The organism is Lentibacter algarum (assembly GCF_018860975.1).
Taxonomy (GTDB): Bacteria; Pseudomonadota; Alphaproteobacteria; order Rhodobacterales; family Rhodobacteraceae; genus Lentibacter; species Lentibacter algarum_A.
The window spans coordinates 427616-452149 of record NZ_JAHKQI010000005.1 but is presented as its reverse complement, the minus strand read 5'-3'; the positions used below and the strand labels follow the sequence as shown (position 1 = coordinate 452149).

13 protein-coding genes and 1 pseudogene are annotated in these 24534 nt (G+C 54.4%); 6 read left to right on the top strand and 8 right to left on the bottom strand.

Annotated elements, in window-relative coordinates:
* The first annotated feature begins 3 nt into the window (after nt 1–3).
* Nucleotides 4–1569, top strand: a complete 1566-nt coding sequence (locus tag KO498_RS06420) for an L-aspartate oxidase (RefSeq protein WP_215959050.1) — start codon at nt 4–6, stop codon at nt 1567–1569.
* Nucleotides 1566–2414, top strand: coding sequence for a carboxylating nicotinate-nucleotide diphosphorylase (gene nadC, locus KO498_RS06415; RefSeq protein ID WP_215959049.1), 849 nt, complete (start codon nt 1566–1568; stop codon nt 2412–2414). The genes KO498_RS06420 and nadC overlap by 4 nt, the downstream gene beginning before the upstream one ends.
* A gap of 537 nt (nt 2415–2951) precedes the next feature.
* Here nadC and KO498_RS06410 read toward each other — a convergent pair.
* Together KO498_RS06410 and KO498_RS18395 are read right to left on the bottom strand one after the other, a co-directional pair.
* The gene (locus KO498_RS06410) at nt 2952–5552 is read right to left on the bottom strand and encodes a hypothetical protein (protein ID WP_252731300.1); all 2601 of its coding nucleotides are present in this window, start codon (nt 5550–5552) and stop codon (nt 2952–2954) included.
* Between the two features lie 165 nt (nt 5553–5717).
* Nucleotides 5718–6047 (bottom strand): annotated as a pseudogene (locus KO498_RS18395) (toll/interleukin-1 receptor domain-containing protein); the annotation flags it as partial.
* Nucleotides 6048–6244: 197 nt separating this feature from the next.
* Between KO498_RS18395 and KO498_RS06405 the strand changes: the two are divergent.
* Nucleotides 6245–8065, top strand: a complete 1821-nt coding sequence (locus KO498_RS06405) for a RyR domain-containing protein (protein WP_215959047.1) — start codon at nt 6245–6247, stop codon at nt 8063–8065.
* A gap of 23 nt (nt 8066–8088) precedes the next feature.
* Here the strand turns inward: KO498_RS06405 and KO498_RS06400 are convergent, their stop codons facing one another.
* The gene (locus KO498_RS06400; RefSeq protein WP_215959046.1) at nt 8089–14409 is read right to left on the bottom strand and encodes a WD40 repeat domain-containing protein; all 6321 of its coding nucleotides are present in this window, start codon (nt 14407–14409) and stop codon (nt 8089–8091) included.
* Nucleotides 14410–14421: 12 nt separating this feature from the next.
* The gene (locus KO498_RS06395; protein WP_215959045.1) at nt 14422–16134 is read right to left on the bottom strand and encodes a DUF6531 domain-containing protein; all 1713 of its coding nucleotides are present in this window, start codon (nt 16132–16134) and stop codon (nt 14422–14424) included.
* Nucleotides 16135–16307: 173 nt separating this feature from the next.
* Between KO498_RS06395 and KO498_RS06390 the strand changes: the two genes are divergently transcribed.
* Both KO498_RS06390 and xylB read left to right on the top strand, forming a co-directional pair.
* Nucleotides 16308–17411: a patatin-like phospholipase family protein gene (locus KO498_RS06390; protein ID WP_215959044.1), complete on the top strand. Its 1104-nt coding sequence runs from the start codon at nt 16308–16310 to the stop codon at nt 17409–17411.
* Nucleotides 17412–17472: 61 nt separating this feature from the next.
* Nucleotides 17473–18954 carry a xylulokinase gene (gene xylB / locus KO498_RS06385; protein ID WP_252731298.1) on the top strand — a complete coding sequence of 494 codons (1482 nt, stop codon included), beginning with the start codon at nt 17473–17475 and terminating at the stop codon, nt 18952–18954.
* Here the strand turns inward: xylB and KO498_RS06380 are convergent.
* From KO498_RS06380 to KO498_RS06365, 4 genes are read right to left on the bottom strand one after another with little or no spacing between them, the layout of a single operon-like run.
* The gene (locus KO498_RS06380; RefSeq protein WP_252731297.1) at nt 18947–20110 is read right to left on the bottom strand and encodes a Gfo/Idh/MocA family protein; all 1164 of its coding nucleotides are present in this window, start codon (nt 20108–20110) and stop codon (nt 18947–18949) included. The two genes, xylB and KO498_RS06380, sit on opposite strands and share 8 nt — an antisense overlap.
* Entirely contained in the window at nt 20110–21165 is a 1056-nt protein-coding gene (locus KO498_RS06375; protein WP_215959043.1) for a sugar phosphate isomerase/epimerase family protein, read from the bottom strand. Before KO498_RS06375 ends, KO498_RS06380 begins: the two co-directional genes overlap by 1 nt.
* A 12-nt stretch (nt 21166–21177) precedes the next feature.
* The gene (gene xylA, locus KO498_RS06370) at nt 21178–22476 is read right to left on the bottom strand and encodes a xylose isomerase (RefSeq protein ID WP_215959042.1); all 1299 of its coding nucleotides are present in this window, start codon (nt 22474–22476) and stop codon (nt 21178–21180) included.
* A gap of 9 nt (nt 22477–22485) precedes the next feature.
* Nucleotides 22486–23340 carry a sugar phosphate isomerase/epimerase family protein gene (locus KO498_RS06365; RefSeq protein ID WP_215959041.1) on the bottom strand — a complete coding sequence of 285 codons (855 nt, stop codon included), beginning with the start codon at nt 23338–23340 and terminating at the stop codon, nt 22486–22488.
* Nucleotides 23341–23631: 291 nt separating this feature from the next.
* On the opposite strand from KO498_RS06365, the gene KO498_RS06360 reads away from it, so the two are divergent.
* Complete coding sequence (locus KO498_RS06360; RefSeq protein ID WP_215959040.1) at nt 23632–24519, top strand: sugar phosphate isomerase/epimerase family protein; 888 nt, start codon at nt 23632–23634, stop codon at nt 24517–24519.
* Nucleotides 24520–24534 lie beyond the last annotated feature (15 nt).

Genomic DNA, 24534 nt, shown 5'->3' with positions numbered 1-24534 from the left:
TAAATGAAAACCATTCAAACCGACCGGGTCGTCATTGTTGGCGCAGGCCTTGGGGGGCTTTATGCCGCGCTGCGACTTGCGCCGCGTCCGGTTGTGATGATCTCACCTGAAAGTCTGGGCGAGGGGGCCAGCTCTGCTTGGGCCCAAGGCGGGGTCGCGGCTGCGATGAGCAACGCAGATAGCGCACAAAGCCATGCCGCAGATACCGTCAATGCGGGTGACGGAACTGTTGATCGAGACGTTGCCACCCTTGTCACCCAAGAAGCCCGTTCTCACATCCTTCATCTGACTGCGCTTGGCACACCCTTTGATCGGACAGAGACCGGTGATTATGTCATGTCACGCGAGGCCGCCCACAGCTTTGCGCGGGTGGTGCGCGTCAAGGGTGACCAAGCGGGTGCTGAAATCATGGCCGCCCTGATCGAACGCGTTCGCGCGACGCCTTCCATTCAAGTGTTAGACGGCACAATGGCGCTTGAGCTTGAGGTTTCTGACGGACGCGTCACAGGTGTTGCGGTTCAATCGGCCGATGCCCTTTGCTCTGCACCTGTGATGCTGCGTGGCAGCGCTGTCCTGTTGGCAGGTGGCGGGTCTGGCGGGCTCTATGCGCTGACGACCAACCCACCGCGCATCCGTGGTCAGGTCATCGGATTGGCCGCGCGTGCGGGTGCTCTCATTGCGGATGCGGAATTCGTGCAGTTTCATCCGACGGCCATGGATGTCGGTGAGGACCCGGCACCACTGGCCACAGAAGCCCTGCGAGGCGAAGGCGCGATCCTGACAAACGACCGTGGCGAACGGTTCATGCAAGCTTTGCATCCTGATGCAGAACTTGCGCCACGTGACATCGTAGCCCGCGCGATTTTTGCGCAAACCCAAGCGGGGCGGCATCCGGTGCTTGATACGCGTGATGTGCTTGGGCAGGCGATCAAAACCCAATATCCAGCCGTGGCGGACGCCTGCGCCCGCAATGCAATCGACCCCGCGATCACCCCCATTCCTGTGGCTGCAGCCGCGCATTACCACATGGGCGGGATCGCAACCGACATTGATGGACGCGCGTCTTTGGGCCATCTTTGGGTTTGTGGCGAAGCATCATCGACCGGACTACATGGCGCCAATCGACTGGCGTCGAACGGGCTGCTCGAAGCGTTAGTTTACGCACGCATCTGTGCTGATGACATCGCAAAATGCATTCCTAAGACAAGCGCCTCAGCCATCGACATTTCATTCGACAGCGGTGGCACGCCGCCCGATCCAAATGCCGTGGCGGAGTTGCGTCAAACGATGACCGATCATGTTGGTGTTGTTCGCGACGCTAATGGCCTAACGTCTGCGCTGCGCAAGCTTGCAGCGCTCGAAGCCGCCCACAAATCCAGTGTTTCGTTCCTGAATATGACGGCGACGGCGACGTTGATCGCTGTATCTGCATTGAACCGCCAAGAAAGTCGCGGGGCGCATTCCCGTGCCGACTTCCCCGACACCTTTCCCGGTGCCGGCCGAAGGTCGCTGATCACGCTGAAAGAGGCCTTGGCGATACGGTCCAAAATTTGCGAGGAAGCATCATGATTTTTCCCAACGTTCCTGACTTGATCCTAGAGCCCATGATCCGCAATGCGCTGATGGAAGATTTGGGCACCTATGGCGATGCGACCACCCGTGCTGTGATCCCTATCAAAACGACATACACAGCGCACCTGAACGCCCGCGCCGATGCCGTCGTGTCGGGCATGCAAGTTGCGCGGATGGCATTTCATCTTGTTGATCCCACGCTCGACATCAAAACACGTGTTGCGGATGGACAACCTTGCAAGGCTGGTGAAACGCTCATGACGCTTGAAGGCAGTGCTGCCTCAATCTTGTCCGCGGAAAGGGTGGCACTGAATTTTGCGGGTCGTTTGACGGGCATCGCGACCAAGACCGCCTCATTCGTAGCTAAGACCTCGGGCACCAACGCCCGCGTGACCTGCACTCGTAAAACAACGCCCGGCTTGCGCCTGGTGGAAAAGTTAGCGGTTCTGCATGGCGGTGGATTTAATCACCGGTATTCGCTGTCCGACGCGATCTTGATCAAAGACAATCACATCGCAGCGGCCGGTGGTGTGCGACAAGTCCTGGAAGCCGCCATGGCGCATGCGAGCCACATGATGGTCGTCGAGATAGAGGTTGATCGGCTGGATCAATTGGCCGAAGTTTTGGAAGTTGGCGGGGCCTCAGTTGTTCTGTTGGACAACATGAGCAACGACATGCTGCGTGAGGCGGTCACGCTGGTGAATGGTCGAATGAAAACAGAAGCCAGCGGTAATGTGACCCTAGATCGCGTTGCGTCGATTGCCGCAACCGGCGTTGATTACATTTCGTCCGGTGGGTTGACGCATTCGGCGGCGACGGTCGATCTTGGTTTGGATTTTTGACGCCTTTTGCGAGGCTTTACGATTAATCGAAAGCCGCCATTGCGGCATGCCGCAGCATCAGTCGAAATGGGCTCTGAGCCGCCATTCGCTAAGAGTTGTGCGAAGGTCACTTGTTGAACTCACTTGCAAATAGTTTGGTCTGGACGCCACCGTAACGGCAAGCAATTTCGCAGCAACTTGAACAGCGCGACTTCTCAACAAAATTCGCCTTTGGAGCGCCGCCGCTTCCAAGTGATTTTGAGCTTTTCCAAAACAGCATATTGACCTAGGATCCTGGCCCTTTTCACGTGACCAATATCTTTCGGTGCAATCCTGTCCGGATTGACGACAATAGAAACCCGCCAAATCGCACAAGCTGAAGGATTTAGGCGCATGGAATTGCGCAGCGCATCAACACTTACAACCTAATATCAGGCACTTACCATAGGCCGCCACACTTTGAGGCCAGACTGGATAGCAGACAAACAACCCTCAGCAAACTCTCTTAGAGCATGACGCCAAGAAGCCTTAGAGAGGCATTTTTTGAGCGCACGGCGGTTACTGCAGAACCAATCCGAGCAAAGCTACGAGTTCTGACTTGCGCGGGGTCAGATGGCCTTTGCTTACGAATTCTTCCAAATCCAGCTCGATGATTTCCTTGCAGGAACGGTTTTGGGTTTGCAGGCCCTCGTTGATGCAAGCTTTGTAGAGTTCAACCGCTGCTTCAAATTTTCCCGAGTAAAGGAGCGCATGTCCGTAGTTGACATATGAAGCCACCCTTTTCTCAAGTTCAAACGCCTCTCGGGCATAGGGTTGAGCACGTTCAAATTGCCCGTCAAGTTCGAGGTTCCAAGCCGCATGTGTTACTGCGTCCAAGTGATAGACATGATAGACAGATGGTGCAAAATGCTGTGCTCCTGTGGATTGCATAAAGGCTATCAGATCGTCGATTTGCTCAACGCTTTCATCCAGCCTACCGGCTTTAGTTGAGTAAGTGGACGAGCGATACATCGCATAGAGATAGTTCGTGAACAGCCCCTCATTTGTCGGATCTGCCTGATACAGGCGCAACCTGAGCGCACCGGCGCTGTCTGCGTATTGTTTAGCGTCTTCATAGAGAGACAAGTCTGCGGCCAACCTCATCGCCTCGGTGTAGGCGTAGCCGAGGCTTACTTCACGACTTGTTTTGTCGCTCTCATCAGCTACCTCGACTGCGCGCTGGCGATAGGTGATCAGGTCTTTAGCATACTCACTGGCCCTATCAGATTTCTTGGCAGTGGCTTCGAGTTTTGCCATGGCACCTGCGGCACGGGCCACGTTGTCTAATGTAAAATACTCCTCGGGGAACTCCTTCACAGCCTTCACCGCGACATCATATGCCTGTTCCGAAAGTTGGCGTTCATCAGCATCAACTGAAGTCATTTGTGCTGCATGACTTGCGGCCAAGCGAAGTGCCTTACTGTGATAGAACATTGCAGAACGGCGAGTCTTGGGCGCATTTTCAGCCTTGGCTGACCACTCTGCTGCAAGCATCAGCATCTCGAATTTTTCTAGTGTCGATTTGCCGATGTCTTCAAGCTCGGCGTAGGCGATGAGTGCCTTGCCGTAATTGAGCGAAAAGTCCGGATTGTTACCCTGCGCGCGGTGTCGTGATATCTCGAGTAAGCGCTCATGGACGCGGGTTACTTCCTCGACTTTATGAGCCTGCATGTCGGAGCGCTGCATGGACGCCAGTTCTTGATAACAATACCAAAGCTCGGACAGTTGCTCGGGGAAGTTCCAGAACTTCTCGGAATACTCTTCCGCATCCTTGCATGCATCCGTAAACAGTTTCAGGCTGTCGGCACGTTGCCCGACCTTGCTTAGTGAATCGGCATAGAGAAGAGCCGTCATTGTTTTACGTTCAAAAAACGACCCATTGGTGGGGTTGTCTTTGGCAAGCTCGCTGAAAAGCTCGTTGGCGCGTTTGTAATTGTCTGCTCGCTCTTGAGCCGAAAGGGGGCCTTGAGCATAACTGACGGTCTGCGCCGCTAAATCAAACTTCCAATAAACATTCAAAGGGTCTAATTGGTGCAACTGCAAAGCAGCTTCCAGCATTTTCTCAAGATACTGACGTTGGGCTTTAGTATCGCCTTCGTGCTCTGAAATTTCAGCCAAGCCTTGAAAAATACTCGCCTTTCTTTCTAGAAAAAAGGTCGGGTTCGACGGGTCATTGAGATACTTCAAGCTAATTTCATGCGCTTTTTCACAACTGGCCTTTGCCTCTGCAAACCGATCAAAGTTCATTTGTACCGAACAGGCCTTCTCATAAACTTTGGAATAGTTGTTCGCCCACACCGGAGCGTCTCTATCATGCTCGAACAACCGCTTAAAAAGCGGTGCGGCAGCAAGAATGTCTTTGATCCCGGAAGGATCATCCTTGAGGTTTATCTTAAAAAGACCGTGTCTGTATCTGGCCTTCGCAAGAGGCTCCACAATCGCGATAATCGCCGGTTGCGTTTTGTATAGTTCTTCAAGCTCCGAAAGAACTTCAGCTGACAGCTCAAAGGCACGATCAACCTCTTGGGTTTCGCGGTAAAGATCGGAGATCTCTCCTTTGGTCTCCGCTTTTACCGAAGCGATATGAAACGCTTCCAGATTTTGAGGCAAATCCAGAACCTGCAACGTTTCTTCATATACCTTAATAGAGGCTTCGGTCTCACCGAAATCGGCCAGAATACGGCCATAGATCTTGAGAGAACCAGCCCGTGCAGAGTTGATCTTGGGGTTCTGATCACCAAATGACGTGATCAAACTGTCTTGAATTCGGAAGGCTTCATCCATCAATTCAACAGACTTATCAACGGGCAAGCCCCACTGCTTGAATTTCCCTCCCAAATCGAACACCAGCGTTTTCGAAGCTTCGATCGCCGTTTCCATCGCGGTGATGGCTTTCGCCTCGTTGCGAATGGCGTTGTTACGTTGAATGAATGCAAAAACTGAAAGCGCCAAAACCACTGTCAGAGAGGCCAAGCTGGTGAAAAGAAACCTACGCTGACGGCGCGTTTCGCTCTTCCTGCTCAACAGAATATACTCGCGGTGAATTGTCGTAGGGACGGGGCCGGCTTCCGGTTGCGAGATCAACCAACGCTCGGCATCTTCCAAATCTTTGCCGCGCAAAATGCTCGCGCCGAGCTTTTGTGACTTTTCCCATCGCAATGCCAACTCGCCAAGGCGGGTGTGCTCACGCACCCACGCGACGTCCATGCTCATCGCTGCATAAACTTGCTCAACACCAATCTGAAACTGGTCTCCACGATTGAGGAAGATGTAGTTGAGCACCGCCAAGCTGGGCGGAATATCCCCTTCGACATCTTCGATCACAACTGGAATGATCTTTTTGTTCAGCTTTTCAGCCAACGCCAGTTCCCAATGGCACTCCTTTGACGCCAGTGATGCAGGACTTATGCAAAACAAAAATACATCGCTGTTTGTCACCAGTGCTTCAAGCCGCGGCTTCCACTCCTCGCTTGGCAGTATATCAGCGGTGTCACGCAACACGTTCACGTCGTCATAGGCATTCAGAGCGTCTTGAACCCTGTCAACCTGCTCCCAATTCTTGCGGGAATAAGACACAAACACTTTTACTTCGGCGGTCACTTCAGGCGTCTTCATAGGGGGCTTCACTTGCTCGACTTGCTTTCGCAAACTTTAATGACATCACACGGAAACTGCTAGTAGTTACCATGATATGGATGAAGGGGAAGACAGCCAATAACTGCAATCCGAGCCATCTGTAAGCTTCACCTGATTTTGCGATTTCATATCTATTGGCTCTTGGCTAAACTTCGGCATGCGACGAGGGCCACAAAATGCTTAAGCTACTGAAAAAACGTTCAACACTAGGTCGATACGTGGTTTGGGCCGCTGTGATAGCCTTGGCGCTTAGTTTCGTCGGGAATTTGCAAAAAAACTTTTCTGCTGTCGCATCTGAGAAGCCCGGCGTCTCGCAAAGCGTCAAAATTGTGCTCGATACCATCCCGAGCGCTATTCGTGTTTTCCGCCCCAAACCGCGAAGCAGCCCCGGCACCGAGGGCTGGGTGCTGACGATTGCTGAAACGCTCGGAGCGCTCGTGACATTTGCAGCCATTCTTACGCTGTTGTGGGCAGCCCTGAAGGAACAGGCGGAAAAATTCAGAATATCCTTGTTGCGGCGCCATACCGTGCTGCTTGGCTTTGACAGTCGCGCGCGCATGTTTACGAAATCCAAGCAGCGCTTGCGAGATCGCGCAGTTGTCGTCGTCGATCCGACAGCCTCTGCCAAGATACAGGAGAAGGCTCATGCCGAGGGCTGTCTGCACTATGCAACTAGGGACGAGGTCGAACTGGCCAAACAACTGCAAGCCTGCCGCGCACCGAGGGCTGAACGGATCATTGTTTCGACAGGAACCGACACTGCAAACATGGAGCACATCAAAGAGATCGCAGACGCAGAAATACAGCTGCCCAAAGATGTAATATTGATTATCGACGATGTGAAACTGCACAACCAGCTAGAAGAGTCTGATACCTTCATGCAAAAGTTGGGGGACGGCACGCTCTTGCGGGTGATCAATCCGGCCAAGTCTGTTGCTGTTGATCTGAACTCACGCGTCAACTTCAATGCACTCGCAGTGTCACAAAATCAGGAGAACACCAACTTGGTAGTCTTTGGAGCAACCACAGTTGCTGCCGAGGTGATTATTCAGTTCCTACGCGTCTCACCGTCGACGCTCGCAAAGAAACCGCGCGTGTGTTGGATCGTCGAGGATAAAGCCGAGCTTCAACGGTTGTTGTCTTTGAATTACCCTCCACTCGCTGCGCTTTTGTTTGATCTGAAGCCTGACACCCCCTTGTCTTGGGCGGTGTCGATGCAGGTGTATGAAACAGGTGAAACGCGCGCATTGTATGACGAGACCAAGCTCGCTTCATTTGAAAAAACCTTGCAAGCACCCACAGCGATTATTGTTGCCGAAGACTCAAAACGCATCGGCAAGAGCAACATACAAATCGGCACCACACTGCGCCAACTCAGCCGTAGGCTGAAGAGCTTGGCGGTTCCGATTTATGTCCATTCCGAAAAAAAGAGTGCCGAAGACCAGTTTTTGATTTGCACTGATTACGCTGCAGACGAAATGCCGATCTCTCAGAAGAAACTCCCCAAAACCGACATCCTTTCTGAAGTGATTGAACCATTCGGGCGCTCGGACGAAACATACAACTGGGGGCAAGGAGAGAGTGCCCGTGAAGCATTGGCGCAACAACTTCACCTAGAGTATCTTAACGACCGCCTCGCTGATCCGGATCAGGAACAACACCGCGCAGCAACGATGGTTGCGTGGCATGCCTTGCCGGAAACATACAAAAACGCGAACCGCCGCGCCGCCGATCAGTTGCGAATGCTCGCGTTTTCGCAAAGCCAGTTGCTCAGCGAGGCACAGGTTGCGGAGGCGGCTGTTGTTGAACAACTGGCAGCCCTTGAGCATGATGCCTGGTGGATCGACCGCGAACTAGATGGTTGGCTCTACAACGAGACGCGTGACAATCTGCGCAAATTTCATCCGAACTTGCTGCCTTACGCAGATCTGAGCGATGAGATTCAGGAGTATGACCGTGCAAAAGTGCGCGGCATTCTCAACGCGTCGGCACGATAGCTGCGCGCCGCCCTAGAGTATAATCACGGCACGACGCGCCACCGATACGGCCCATCAGCGCCTTGCAGTTGCAACACCTTTCCATCCTCGGAAAAGCTCATCTGAGCAGACCGATCGCTGCCAGGCGGCAAAGCAAACTGTGTTATCAAGGCACGCCCGCTTGCTGTTTCAAACAGGCGCAACTCGCCATTCAAACAATAAACCCAAACAGCTTCAGCATCGTTGGTCGGGAGGATGGACAACACCGTTTCTTCACAAGCGCCAGAGATAGAATGCCGCAGAGATGCGCTGTCTTTATCCCAAAAAAGAAGCCGCCCGTCCTCGCCGCCCGTAACGAGTTGACTACCATCGCCTGTAAAACGCGCAGCGGTTATATCTCCTCGGTGGCCGTTCAACACCGAATACCCGTTTGCTCGGTTGGTAAGCACCACACGCCCATTTCGACGGACCACTTGTTCAGCATCAGAAAGTTGAGCCAGAACACCCGCCGGCAATGCTGCTAGGGGCTCGTTGGTATCACTCCTCGCACCTGCACGGATGCTGGTATCCCATATCCGAAGTTGCCCGTCGCCCGAGGTGGTAACTCGGGTCGTTCCGTCCGGCGATGACGCCAACTGCATCCAAGCTGTTGCATGCCCTGAATGCTCCGCCGTCAGATGACCTGATGCAGCGTCATAAATCTGGATGCTTTTACGCCCTCCATCTAGCGTCGAGAACAATTGCCCCTCTTGTAGGAAGCTCCTGTGAAAACCGAGTGAGCCATGCACGACCGCGAGTTGCTGCCCGCTTTCAACATCAATCAACGCGACCTGATCATCTGCAACATCTACCACGAGCTTCTGGCCGTCCGGAGAGAACTCTACCTTCGTCGCCCCTTCGGGCAGCGAGATAACGGATTCTCCATCTTTAGTTGAATACAATGCGCCAGTCTTATCCGACCACAAGACCGCGATCAGGCTATTGTCAGGTGAAAAGACTGCAGAGCTCACCTTAACGCCCGCCCCGTTACTTGAACGGGTGTCTGCACGCACATTCGCCACGACGCTACGAGACGCAGTATCGACCAGATCCAGCCCCTTCTCTGTTGGTGCGGCGAGACGCGCGAAATCAGAAGAGATCGCGAAGCCGTGCGTTCCTGTTTCGTATTTGGGAAAACGCATCACCTCGCGCCCTGTCATGGCGTCATAAATTATTGGCGCACCAATGCGCGGAAACGCTGCAATGCGCTTGGAATCCGGGGCCCAAAATCCGCGCTGACCTTGAGCAAGTTTCATCACCTCTTGCCCGGTTGTCAGATCAATGACGGCAAGCCCGCCTTGCCGCCTTTGTGTCGAGACAAACCCATTGTCAGGAGAAAATGCGATACCACTTGCGTATTCACCCTCCAAAACAAACCGTTCTGTCCAGTCGCTGCTGTTCCATATAACCAGCTTGAAAGCCCAATCGACCGAAGCGAAAACACTACCATCTTTGGAAAAGCCAATGTCCTCGACCCTTTCTTTATGAGTGCTCAGAACGCGGCTTATTCCGTTGAGAGAAACAGCGTTCGAAGCCTTGGCATGCTGATAAGCGCGAGGCAGGTCGGCAGGCGATTGCTCGGATTCCTGCGGTGATTTGTCAATTTGTTGCCAGCTACGCCCTGCGGCAAGAGCATCACCGCGCACCGCCGCAGCGCGGCCGGCCTCGAGGCGTTGCCGCGTTTCAAGCGAAACAGCCAAATCACCTTTATCAAGTTGCTCACCGAGCGCCTCTAACGCAAGAACTTGCCAGCGATCCTGAGGAAGTTCATCTCCGATGTTTAGCCCCCATGGCGTCACGGAACTTATTTCGGATACGATATCAGTCACAGCCACACTCAACCGCGGTAACCGCCACAGCCGTGTGTTTCCGCGCCCTGTCGCAACAGCAAACCATACGCCGTTCGGGCCGACAGCCAGTTGCGGCCTAGGCCCCGACGGGCCATCAAACCGCGCAACTTGCGACCCTGATTTCAAATCCCAAAGGATCACCGTTCCGTTGGTTGCCGCGGAAAGCACGTATGACGAATTCGGCACAAACTTCATCGAGCTGATCCGGCTTGAATGCCCGATCAACTCTGCGACAAGTGTGCCCGAGTCTGCATTCCATAGCGCAGCGGATCCGTCATTTGCACCGCTCGCCAACAGTGAGCCTTTCGCATCTAATGCCAAAGCACTCACCGGAGCGGCATGAGCCTCAAAATGAAACAATTCGCTGGTGGTATGACGGATCACATGCACCTGCCCTGCCGAGTTTCCGACGGCCAAGCGAGTCTTGTCTGGCCAGTAGGCAACCGCTCTGGTTTTCCGATCCGCGACGCGATGTCTTTGCAGGCCGGTGTCTTGCCACCACAGATACAACCCCGCAGATGAGCGGGTTAGAACGTAAGAATCTTCGTTCCATGGCTGCAGGCTGGAAACCGGCGTCTGGAATTCAGAACTTTCGTTCATTTTTGTGCCCGTCGCCTTGTTAAGCTCGACCCACCCTCCATCACTGCTGCCAAGTTCACGGCCGCTCGCTCCGACCAGTATCCCCGAGTTGTTATGGTTCCATGCAAGGCTCGTCGCAAACTGGCCATCTGGTAGGCGATACTGCCAAACAAGATCGCCGCTCGTCACCTCAGATAAAGAAACAAAGCTGCCTGAAGCGGTCACTACTTGCGCCCCGTCATCGCTGAAGACGATATCCTGCATCCATTCCCGATCGGGGTTTACTGAAAACACCCGAGCATTGGCGCAGTCTGCCAAATCGGCGAGCGTCATCCGACCGGTACTGTCTCCGGAAGCGACGTATTTGCCGCCAGGTGCAAACGTAACAACATGTCCGGCACCGCCGGGCAAAACACAGGGCCGTAACGTTGACAGGTTCCACGCGGTAACCGTGCCATCAACCGCAGCGGTCGCAAGCGTATTACCGTCTGGCAAGAACGTGATCGCGCTACCGCTGGCGGCGTGCCCCTTCAACTTGGCCACCACACCGCCTGCAGACGACGCGTCCGTAAGTGTCAAAGTGCCCGAATTGTCGATCGTCCCCATCATACCGCCGTCCGGCGAAAGGTTGGCAGCGATGATCTGGCTTTGACCAACGTCCACTACGCCGCTCTTGGTGTTGGTGACTGTTTCACCGGTTTGAGCATCCACAATCACGGCTTCAAGTTCGTTGCGAACCAGCAAATGCTTGCGGTCGTTGGCAACATCCAACCCCAACGCAACTGTCGGGTTCTGCCATACCGTTTCGCAGCTTTCGTCAATTGTGACAGCTAGCAATCCGGATTTGCCATGTGCCAGCACTGCATGGGTTTCACTCAACACAAGCCCGTCAAGCACAGGGAGCGTAGCTTGAGTTTTGCAGCGAAACATTTCCCGGCCCGTCGTGCTGTTCCACTTTGAAACATCACCTTCGCTGCTGAGCGTGACAATGTGCTCTCCATCTTCGGTAAAGCGTGCCGAAACCGGCTGACCGCCAAGTTCGGGAAGCGTGGTGATCAAATCGCCGCTGGTAACATTCCAAACCAGCGTCGTTTTGTCATGTGACAACGACGCAAGCCGCGTGCCATCTGCTGAAAAGTAAAGCTGACTTATGGCTTGAAAGTGCGCTTCAAGCCTTTGCTTGGTTTGTGCTTTGTAGTCCCACAGCAGCAGGTTACCGCCATCAGCCCCCAAAGCAACGAACTTGCCGTCCGGCGAAAAGGCTAACGCCTTGATTGCACTATCATCGCCTTGGTGGCGGGCAAGCCTTTCACCTGTCACAATATCTCTGATCACTACAGATCCGTCATCTGCCGCAATGGCCACGAGATTATCTACTCCGGTTGCCAGCTTAGTGATCTGGCCGGAACTTTCCAAAGTCGTTGCGCCCCTGATAGAGGCAAGATCATGGGCCGTTGAAAACAGCGCACCAACGTGATCGTCGTTTGCGCTGCCGTATGCGGCACCCAGCAACAAAGTGGCTTCCTCTGCACGGCCATCCAAAAGCGCTTGTCGACCCTGCTCAAAAAACAATTCGCCTAGCCGCGTTTGCGCCGTTTCTGCGTTGCTCTCGGCTTCTAACTGCGCCGCCTCGGACTCAACCCGTGCCGAAGCAGCTTCACGACGCTGGCCGTCGGCGTACCAAGCTGTTGCTGTCGCCCCGAATGTCAGCACTGCGAGCGTTGCTATTGCGGCCTGTTTCAAGCGCCGCGAACGTGTCGCGCGAGCCACTGACAACGCTATGAAACTCGTGACCGAAGGAGAAACATTTGCCGCGCTGTCCTCGGTTATCTGACGTGACTCATCCAACGCCGGACCGATCGGCAACAACAGTTGCGGCGCGCGGTCTGCTTCTTCCCAACGATCAGCTGCAAAGCTGACACGGGCACGGATGCGCAAGTATTCCTGATCATCTTCTAGCCATTGTTGCAGTCGTGGCCACGACCAAAGCAGAGCTTCATGTGTCAAGGTGACAACGGTCTTGCCGGCACTGTCACCACCAACGACAAACAACCGCGCATCGACAAAAGCATCAATCAACTGCCTGACAGGGGTTCCCGGCTGGAAGTCTTCCATGTTGGCCGCGCGTTTGGTTGCGGCTTGATCGCGGTCGAGACGAACATGCACAATTTGACGCATCGCTTGTGGAAGAGTTGCCTGTGCCGCGGCAGGCAGTTTGTTGAAGGCTTCCTCAGCTCGCCGCCCAAGCGCACCGGCCAAACCTCCCAGAGCCTCATAAGCCTCCCATGTCAAAACACCGGCAGGTGAACGCGCGCGATAAAGCTCCTCAAGCGTGAACTCCAATAGCGGCAGGCTGTCGGGTTCGGCGACCGCCGCATCGCGCAGATCATCGTCAAGTCGCGCGCCGGTTTCGGGGTGTTCTTCAAAAGTCAGACCCGCACGCAAAGCCGGCTGCCGAATAATCTGGCCGATTTCCGCAGGTGTCGGAGCGCTCAGATCATATTGTCCTTCGCTGCCTTTCAGCTGCGCAAACACCGGTTGCTCTATCGCCTGCTGGTAAAAGTCACTGCGCAAGGTCGCAACCACATATACCCGCCCCGACCCAGCAAGCGCAGTGAGCGCCTTCAAAAAGTCGTCACGTTCCGACTGTAGAATGTTCGGATCAGTTAGAAGCTCTTCAAGCTGGTCAACCAGCAAAACCAGTTTGGCTGTTGGCGGGTTCTCGGTTATCTCGCGGCGGTCAAGCGCGCGCTGTTCGGGCGTTAAATCGGGGTGCGCGGCGTCATGATCCTCGGCCGCCTTCATAGAAGCCTTTTGTGCCGCCTGCGACAGAGCGCCTTTCAAGAGCATATCTGCTCCCTTTGGCGTTGTGTCCAGCAACTGACCAAGCTCATCAACCGTCGTCCCGTCACTCAAGAGTTCGGGAAGAGCCAGCGGAGCCGACAGAGCAGCCGCGAAGGCCGCATTCAAACTGCCGTTTGCTTCGCTGGGACGGAAGACCGCGCGGCGCCAAAGGCCAACACCTTCAACCACACCCGGCTCAACAAGCAGCGGCAATACACCAGCGCGCACAAGGCTGGATTTACCACCTCCTGACCGCCCGAGAACCAGCACAAAAGCATTGCCTTGCGCTGCCTGTGCGCGCAGCGTTTTAAGAACCCCCGAGATCGCATGTGTGCGCCCGTAAAAGACCGGAGCATGCTCAAACTCAAAGGTTTCCAAGCCGCGAAACGGTGAACCTTCCCAGAGTGGCTGAGCCGTTACATCCCGCGTAGAGGCGGTGTGCAACCCTTCGATGCCTAGCTCCTCAAGGCGCCGCTGGATCAATTTGTCCAAATGGGTTTCGAACGCTTCTTCAAACTCGGCGGAGTTACCAAAACCGTGAAACGCTGCAAGCAGCGAACCATCCTGATCGTGGAACCACTTTTCAATGAAACCGTCCAACGCCCGCTTTTGGCGCAACCGCTCTTCCGCATCGGAATTGCTGGCAAGGCTGATAAACGGTTCAGCCATTTTGCGATACACCAACAAGTCGGGGCGTCCGGTACGCTGAATTGCATCCCAAGCATCTTCAAACTCGAACTCGGTGCCGCTGTCATAACGGCTCCCGTCGTCACGCACGATATGTGCGGGTAGCCGTGTCCCCAAACGCGACCACAAAATACAAATGACAATGTCGGTGGTCGACGGTTTTTCGATCTGGTCTTGAAAGGTTGCCGAAGCAACAAGCGGTTCGTGCTCCCATATGATCGGAACCAGCTTGACCACAGGCGCATAGCGCTCTGTCAAGCGTTGCAGCACCCGTCCGGCAAGCACCCGCTCTTCATTTACATCCCCGGGAGACGACAAAAATATCTTGATCTCCGGCAAGGCTTTCACCCCAGTCGACTTAGCCATCACAGACTCTCCCTAAAGGTTGAGGCTCACACCGGCCGGTTTGACCAACCTGAGCAGCCCCTGAAAAGCCTGCGTCACTTTCAAAGCCATCTCGTGCCCCTGCGCGCTCGCAACATTTTCGATCTCACCGTTTGCGTCATACTGAACATCGATCTGGCCGACACCTTCGATAGAGATTTGGATGGGCTTCCCGACAGGGCCATAAACAAAGGCCAGCACCTGCCCGTTCTGATCTCGCATCCGGCTGATTTGGTTTTGGTCATTATAGGTCAGATCGACACTCATGTCCTTGCTGTTCCAGGCCTTCACGAGATCTCCGCGTAAATTGTATTCAAACTCAGAGGTCATACGAGAGTTGTCAGACAGCTTGATCGTTTCGACAAACTCTATCTTCCTGTGCCGGCGATCATACCTGATACGCGTCTGTTCCCTATCAGTCTTCTTGAAGGTCAGGTAACACTTGTCGTCATAGTCAAACTCTGTCCGCCGGTTACCTCGTTCTATCAAAATCGGATTGCCGCAGGGATGGTAGTGCGTGTTGGTCGTGTTGCCGTTTTGAGTGTCTTTAACACTGACGGTATAGTTGTTTCCGAACTGGTCACGACCGATACGATAGGCAATTGTCCTATCCAAAAACGGGTTTGTGTCGCTCTCATTCTCGAATTTGCGCAACCGCGTAAAATAGTGCTCGACAATTTCCGGCTCGACAATGGGGTTGGTGCCGTATTCATACCGCGTTACCTGCCCATCTTGATCACGGTGAAAATTGGCAAGCAACGTGCTTTCTTGATACCTAACTTCAAGATAGGTCCCGTCTTCGTAGCGGATGAAACGCATGTTATGTTTTTCATCATATTCGTACAGATAAGTCGTGCCGACAGCGTTTGTCGCACTGATCAAATTATTTCGATCATCATACTCAAATGTCGCGTTGATTGTCCCTGCTTCTAGCCGAGTGATCTGACCATTGGCATTTGTCGAAACAGCAATGCGCTCGCCGTTAGAAGCAATGATTTCTCGCAAGTGGCCTTGTTCACTACGTCGTAATCTGTATCCGACTTTGTCTTGCGTCACCATTTCAACAAGCTGGCCTTGCTGATTGAAACGCTCGTATCCCTTCGAGCCGCGCCGGTAATACCCCCCTGGTTCTTTCTCAATGAATGCATTCAAGTCATTGGTTGAAACCAGCCTTTCGCCAACAGCGAGATCACGCTCCGGCATCATATCAATGGACACAAGCTTGCGGTGCAGAACTCGGCGTTCTTCAGCATCCTCGCGCAGTTTCACGCGTGTTTCATCGCGTTGCTTATCTGTTGTTATCCAACCGGCCGCTTCCATCGCCCCCAGCATCTCTTCAACAATAGCATCCCGTTTGGCTATGTCCGTCTGGGACGGGCGAAAAACCCTCCGCGCGCCCGAACCGTTCTCGTCCAGAATAACAGTTCCGTCTCCGACCACTGTCAGTGACGTGTCCAGATCGGTGCCCCAACCAAACCCGAAGGAAAGTGTCTTTCCCGCCTTCGAATTATAGGTTCTTACGATTGAGAACTCAGGATGGCCGATGATCATATCGGTGTAGGTGATGTAAAAGTTGCCGTTCTTTAGGTTAATACCCGCACGGGCGGATTCCGGCGCCGTTATCGAAAGCAACAGTACCGCCAGCAACGGGAACAGAAACTTGATGCAAAATCTCAGACGCGCATAGCCAAATGAATGTAAAATCAAAACATGCCTCCCCAAAAGCAGCTTTCGAAAAATTCCGGTCTATTAGCTGTCAGCTTAGCGCTTCAAAATGAGAGAAATCAAGGGTGTTGACCTGAACCAAAATTCAAGCAACCCTTTCTGCGTTTCCCTCTGAAAACACCTCAACGGGAACTCTTACGTTAAAGGAAGCTCCCATGACACCAAACGCAAATTTGCCTAAACGAAACATTCTGGCATTAGATGGCGGCGGTGTTCGGGGGATCATCACGTTGGCTTTCCTCGAGCACCTTCAGGAACAGTTGGAACAATCAGGCAAAGGTAGCATTCACCAGCACTTTGATCTGATCGGCGGCACCTCGACCGGATCAATTATCGCTGCGGGGTTAAGTCTTGGGCTTTCACCGAAAGATCTCACACGCTTTTACATGCGTCTCGGCCCTAAGGTGTTTCGCAAACCGCGGTTTCGTTTGCGTGGGCTCCAATCCGTGTTTGATGCGCGGATGCTCAAAGCGCAGCTGCAAGATATCATCGGCGACGCCAAGCTCGACAGTGATCGCATCCAAACCAACCTCGCGATTGTTGCCAAACGAATGGACACAGGCAGCCCATGGATCGTGCATAACAACCCGAAAGGCGCTTTCTGGCAGGATGCCCCAGACGGGAGTTTTATTGGCAACCGGAACTACAGCCTTGCCAAACTTGTGCGCGCGTCGACGGCGGCCCCATACTATTTTGCGCCCGAACTCCTTGAGATCGTCACTGGCGAAACCCCCGGGCTGTTTGTCGATGGCGGCGTGTCTCCACACAACATGCCAGGGCTGGCGTTACTGTTGTTGGTCACAGTGCCTGAATACGGCTACAGCTGGGACACCGGGCTCGACCGGCTCGACATTATTTCAATCGGAACCGGAACTTTCCGGCAGCGAACGAAGAAAAGCCGCTTTGGCAGAGCACCTGCAGCGAGTATGGCCATCAAGGCGGTTTCAAGCGTTATCGCTGATTGTGAGGCGCACAACCTGAGCATCATGCAATCACTCGGAGCGTGCAAACATGCTTGGCATCTGAATAGCGAGATTGGTGACTTGTCAGATTTCCAGCTAGGGCCGGCGCCGCTATTTGGCTTTTCACGCTATAATGTCGGTCTTGAACACCAGTGGTTGAAAGACGAACTGGACATCACGCTCACCGCAAAGGAACTGGCGCTGGTGCGTGATTTCACCGACCCGGCAGGTATGCAAATGGCGTTTGACATCGGCAAATTGAGCGCCGCAAAGCAAATGAGCACCATGAAGTTCTAACCGCTATTTAGTTGCACTTTATTGCGATTGGTTTTTGCACTGCCGCCCAAGCAAGGCTAATATGAAATTAGTAAAAACGGGGGGAACAGCAGTGTTTTTGGGATTGGATCTTGGCACATCTGGGCTACGGTCATTGCTTGTCGATGACACGGGGAAGACCATCGGTGCGGCAGAAGCACATTACGACGTTTCGCACCCGAAGGCGGGTTGGAGCGAGCAAGATCCGCAAAGCTGGATAAACGCTCTGCAAGCTACGCTGGCCGAACTGCGGGCAAACCACCCTAACGAAATGACGGCCTTGCGTGGGCTTGGCATTTCAGGGCACATGCATGGGGCTGTTCTGCTCGACAGCGAAGGCGCAGTTTTACGACCATGCATTCTTTGGAATGACACACGCAGCCACGCGCAGGCGGCAAAACTTGACGCGGCTGACAAGGTTCGGGCTTTATCAGGTAACATCGTGTTTCCCGGGTTTACTGCGCCCAAGCTGATGTGGGTTGCCGAGCATGAGCCGGAGATCTTTGACCGTGTTGCCACGGTGCTCTTGCCCAAGGACTATGTAAATTTCTGGCTTACGGGCCGGATGTGTTGTGATTTGTCTGATGCAGCTGGCACATCGTGGCTTGACGTTGGTGCACAGGACTGGTCGGAGGCATTGCTTCAAGCCTCAGGCATGCATCGCAGTCAGATGCCTGAACTAACGCAAGGCAGTGCCGCAATTGGCACAATCAGCGAGAAGCGAACTGCTGAACTCACCCTGCCCGAAGCAGTGCAAGTCGCCGGTGGTGCGGCCGACAATGCGGCGGCGGCTTGCGGTGTTGGTGCGCTGAGCGAAGGGCAAGGGTTTGTCTCTCTCGGCACGTCCGGTGTTCTGTTAGCGGCACGCGACAGCTTCGCGCCAATGCCGGCTTCAGCGGTGCACACCTTTTGCCATGCAGTGCCGGAAACATGGTATCAGATGGGAGTTATTCTAGCCGCGACCGACAGTTTGAATTGGCTGTCGCGCTTGCTTGAACAGGAGGCAGCCGAACTGGCGGCTTCGCTCGGCGACAGTATCAGCGCCCCCGGCGAGGTGCGGTTTTTGCCTTATCTTTCTGGTGAGCGCACACCGCACAATGATGCACAGGTGCGCGGTGCATTCCTCAATCTCGATATTGCAAGCGACCGCGTCGACATGACGCGCGCCGTCATCGAAGGGGTGAGCTTTGCTCTACGCGATTCACTGGAAGCATTGAAGTCGACTGGCGCAGATCTGTCGCGCATTATCGCCATTGGCGGCGGCGCACAGTCCGCTTACTGGGTTGAGCTGTTGGCAACGGTGCTGAACCTACCTGTTGATCTCCCCGACAAGGGCGAGTTCGGCGCGGCCTTGGGCGCGGCGCGGCTGGCTATTTCTGCTGTGACAGGGAAAGACCCGCGCGAGGTTATGACACCGCCAGCAATCAGAACCACGATCATGCCACGAACTGAGCTGGTTGCGGCCTATGGCGCGGCATGGGAGAAATACCGCGCCAGCTACCCGGCGCTGCGCTCACTTAAGTGAGCTTGACCCACGCCGCGTTGCGCTTTGACGAGCGGAGGCAAGCGTCAATAAACGTCACCCCGTCAAGCCCGTCGTAAACCGTTGGGAACACCACATCTGACGCGATCTCCCCGCCGCTTCGCTTGGCTTGAATAGCCTCGGCAGCTTCGGAGTAAACATTGGCAAACCCTTCAAGATACCCTTCCGGATGACCCGGCGGGATACGCGATACACGCCCCGCGGCCTCGCCCGAGCCGTTGCCGCCGCGGGTGATCAGGCGCTTGGGCTCGCCAAACGGCGTAAACCAAAGTTGGTTAGGGTTTTCTTGGGCAAACTCCAGCCCGCCTTTGGTGCCGTAGATCCGCACTTTGAGCGCGTTCTCGTTGCCCGGAGCAACCTGCGAAGACCAGAGCATGCCCTTGGCCCCGCCTTGCCAACGCAGCATCACGTGACAGTTGTCGTCAACACGGCGGCCATCAACAAACGAGTGCATATCGGCGCTGAGTTCTTCGAGCTTCTGCCCCGACATGAAACAGGCAAGGTTGTAGGCATGCACGCCAATGTCACCGATGCAGCCTGCCCCTGCTTGATCAGGATCTGTGCGCCATTGCGCTTGTTTGTTTTGCTCATCTTCGGTGAGCCAGTCCTGTGGATACTCGGCCTGCACCAAACGAATGTCACCCAAGAGACCACTGGCAACCATCTCGCGCGCCTGACGCGCCATCGGATAGCCAGTGTAGTTATGAGTCAGGATGAATAGCGCCTCAGAGGCCTCGACCGCTTTGACCAGCTTGCGCGCGTCGGGCAAAGTCGAGGTGAGCGGCTTGTCGCAAATAACGTGAATACCGCGTTTGAGAAACTCGCGTGCGATGGGGTAGTGCAGGTGGTTTGGCGTTACGATCGAGACTGCCTCAATGCCGTTCTTGAGCCGCGCTTCGCGTTTGGCCATCTCAACATAATCGCCATAGGCACGGTCTGCTGCGACACCTAAGTCAGCCGCGCTGGCTTGCGATTTTTCCGGTGTCGAACTGAACGCCCCTGCGACCAGCTCGAACCTGTCGTCGATACGGCTGGCAATGCGATGCACCCCGCCAATGAAAGCGTCGCGCCCGCCGCCGACCATGCCAAGGCGGATACGTCCGGCGTTATGACTGTCTGATTTCCCTTCGATTGCCATCAATCGAGCCCCAGCATTTTACGGTTGGCGCCCGCATCGGCTCCGTCAGTGGTGAAGTCATCAAAGGCGTGCTCTGTCACGCGGATCATGCTGTCTTTGACAAATTGCGCGCCTTCAATTGCGCCGTCTTCGGGGTGTTTGATAGCACATTCCCATTCAACCACGGCCCAACCGTCAAAGTTGTTTGTTGCCATTTTCGAGAAGATCGACGCGAAATCAACCTGCCCGTCGCCAAGTGAACGGAAGCGTCCGGCCCGGTTTTCCCATGACTGGAATCCGCCATAAACGCCCTTACGACCTGTTGGGTTAAACTCCGCATCTTTGACATGAAACATGCGGATGCGGTCTTTGTAGATATCGATGTGATCGAGGTAATCAAGGCACTGAAGCACGAAATGCGAAGGGTCGTAAAGCATGTTGCAGCGCGCGTGGTTGTCGACACGTTCAAGCAACATCTCGAAAGTGTCACCATCGTGCAGGTCTTCACCCGGGTGGATCTCGTAGCAGACATCGACGCCATGTTCTTCAGCGTGGTCAAAGATCGGACGCCAGCGGCGGGCGAGTTCGTCAAACGCTTCCTCAACCAGCCCAGCAGGGCGCTGCGGCCAGGGATAAAGGTAGGGCCAAGCCAGCGCGCCTGAGAAGGTCACTGTGCGGTCAATCCCGAGGTTGCGCGAGGCGGTGATCGATTTTTTCACCTGATCAACAGCCCACTCTTGGCGCGCTTTGGGGTTGCCGCGCACATGCTCGGCAGCAAAGTTGTCAAACGGAATGTCATAGGCGGGATGAACCGCGACGAGCTGCCCTTGAAGGTGCGTCGAAAGATCGGTGATCTCAATACCGTTCTCGCGGGCTTGCCCAACCAACTCATCACAATAGGCCTGGCTTGTTGCCGCCTTGTCCATGTCAAACAAGCGTGTGTCCCATGACGGAATTTCAACACCGGCATAGCCATAATCGGCAGCCTTCTTGGTGATGCCCTTCCAAGTATTGAACGGCGCTTCGTCACTTACGAATTGTGCCAGAAAGAGGCCCGGCCCTTTGATGGTTTGCATAATATGTCCTCCCTAGACGTATCTGTTAACGATGTTTTCAAGTATCTCCTGCCGCCCTGAAACAGGCTTAGGATCAAGGTTCTCGGCATTGTTTGCGATCTGCTCGAGGCTGAGCTTACCTGCCAGCATGTCGGACTGGCCTTGCCAGCCAGCATAACGTTCGGCGAGCGGCTTACTGAGGGCGCCATCTTCAAGCATCTTATGCGCCCCAATCAAACCACGGGCGCAAACATCCATAGCCCCAACGTGTGCGGCAAGCAGATCATCGGCATCAAGCGACTGGCGGCGCAGCTTGGCGTCAAAGTTTGTGCCACCCGTTTTGAAGCCACCGCCCTGCAAGATATGATAATAGGCCAGCGCCACTTCAGGCACATTGTTGGGGAACTGGTCAGTATCCCAACCTGACTGATAATCATTGCGGTTCATGTCGATCGAACCAAGGATGCCAAGTGCATTTGCTGTCGCGATTTCGTGCTCGAACGAATGGCCTGCAAGAATAGCATGGCCTTGCTCGATATTGACTTTCACCTCGCCTTCAAGCCCATGACGGCGCAGAAAGCCATAGACCGTTGCGACGTCGTAATCATACTGATGCTTGGTTGGCTCCTGCGGCTTTGGCTCGATCAGGATCGGGCCTTTGAAGCCGATCTTGTGTTTGTAATCGACCACTAGATTGAGGAAACGGCCCATCTGGGCATCTTCCTGCGCAATGTCAGTATTGAGCAGGGTTTCATAGCCCTCGCGCCCGCCCCACATCACGTAGTTTTCACCGCCCAAACGGTGCGTGACATCAAGACAGTCGCGCACAGTGCCCGCAGCATAGGCAAAAACATCCGGATCAGGGTTCGTCGCTGCGCCCGACATATAGCGGCGGTTGGAGAACAGGTTTGCCGTGCCCCAAAGAAGCTTGACGCCGGTGCGCTCCATATGCGCTTGCATGTAGTCAGCCATCTCGTTGAGACGGTCGCGGCTTTCCTTGAGGTTGGCCCCTTCGGGCCGCACATCATGATCATGAAAGCAAAAGTATGGCGCCCGCAAAAGGCTGAACATATCAAACGCCACATCGGCTTTGCGCTTGGCCAGAGCCATTGTGTCGGCAGGAAACCAGTCACGCTCGAACGTATCGCCGCCGAACGGGTCGGTGCCCGGCCAAACAAAACTGTGCCAATAGCAAACCGCAAATCGCAGATGCTCTTCAAGCCGTTTGCCGCCAAGCATCATCTCCGGGTCATAATGTCGAAAGGCCAGCTGATCTTTGCTATCTGGATCAAACGAAATCGGTTCGGAGCGGTTGAAAAAATCAGTTGTCATAGGGTGTCCTTATAGACCTGCGGTGTTCATAGATTTGCGGATGTGAGCATAACCTTCGCGATAAACCGCCTCGGGGGATTCAGAAAAATCGCGCCATACTTTGGTTGCTGCTGCGAGGTCGGGCAAGCCACGACCAAAGGCTTCGATTGTGAGCCAGCCGTCATAGCCCGTGTCTTTGATCGCCGCGTAGGTTTCAGCCCATGGAATATTCCCCCGTCCCGGCACACCACGATCATTTTCAGAAATGTGAATGTGGTGCACCACGTCTTTATTGCGGGCCAGCGCACCGATGGGGTCAGCCTCTTCGATGTTTGCGTGAAAGGTGTCATACATCGCGCGAATGTTGGGATGATCGACGGCTTTGATATGTTCAGCCAAGTCGTCCATCGTGTTGAGCAGATAGCATTCAAAGCGGTTCAGCGCTTCAAGGCAGACAGTAACACCCTGCTGCGCGGCGGTATCACCAATCAAGCGCTGACTCTCGACAGAACGCTCAAGTTCTGCCTGCGTCGGGCCACTTCCCGAGAAATGCCCAAGAGTCGAGTGAAGCGGGCCGCTGACACGATCAGCCCCAAGTGCCGCACAGCACTCCAAGGCGTGCTTCATGTAGTCAATCCCCGCCGCACGATGACTGGCCGTTTCCGAAATCAGGTTGAGCGCCGGATCGCCCATCGCAGTAACTGCTGTTCGTTCCAGACCGAGACCATCAAGCATCCGGCCAGTCGCGGCATATTCCGCAGCGCTGCCCTCAAACACCGGAACTTCAACCCCGTCAAAACCCGTCTTTTTGATGTCAGCCAATAGCGGCTCATGTTCGGGGCCAATTTTTGTGGTCCACAAAAACATGCACATGCCGATCTTCATCACGCGCCTCCCAACTTAGTGATAAACCTCTCATCTGGTCATACCAAAAATGACGATTTGGTCAATCCCGTTCTTTGGCTAAATCTTCTTTGATTTGTGTTTTTTCCCGAAATAGAAGGGATTGAATCACATTTTTCATCAAGAATTTTGAATACCGCCTCTTGACCACGTTTCGCTTGATGTGCAAACTGGTCTAACCAAATATCACACGTGGAGGGAGTTGGCCGCGTGTGATTCCGTGCTTTGTTTGCGCGGTTTGGATGAGATTTTTACGCTAAGGGAGAGAACCACATGCATCTTTCAACACATAACTGGATGCGCGCAGAGCCGCTCGAAACGACGCTGCGCCGGATCAAACAATACGGCTATGAGAGCATCGAGATTTCGGGTGAGCCGGATCAATACGACACCAAAGAAACGCGCAAGTTGCTCAAAGAGCATGACATTCGTTGCTGGGGTGCGGTGACACTGACGCTTGGCGACAGAAACCTCGCAGCCAAAGACCAAGGTCAGCGCGAACGCTCGGTTGATTACGTCAAAAGCGTGCTGACTATGGTGAGCGAGCTGGAAGGCGAAATCATCACACTGGTGCCTGCCACGGTTGGCAAGGTTGTGCCCGATGGCACCCCCGAGGAAGAGTGGAACTGGGTCGTTGATGCGACTCGCGAGTGCTTTACCCATGCTAAAAAAGTCGGCGTGAAGATTGCTGTTGAACCGCTGAACCGCTTTGAAACCTATCTTTTCAACCGCGGCGCTCAGGCCCTCGCACTTGCCGATGCCGTCAGCCCCGAAGTTGGCGTTTGCCTTGATGCCTTCCACCTCAATATTGAGGAAGAAGACATGTTCCAGACGATCCGCGATATCGGCCCTCGTTTGTTTGATTTCCATGTCGCAGACAACAACCGTTTTGCTGCCGGCCTCGGTCATATTGACTGGCCGCGCGTGATCAGCACACTCAAAGAGATCGGTTACGACGGCGCGGTAACAAACGAATTTGTTGCCCCTGTAGATCGCACACCAGCTGCGCCCTACCCCGATATGGTAGACACAAATCCGGTTGATATTTCACCCGAGCAGCTGAAGTTCATCCAGGACCACGGCTCGAGTGTTTTGACAGAAGAGTTCTATGCGCGTCAGATGGAGATCACGGCGGAAACCATTCTGCCACTGATCAAATAGAAAACAGCTTTCGAC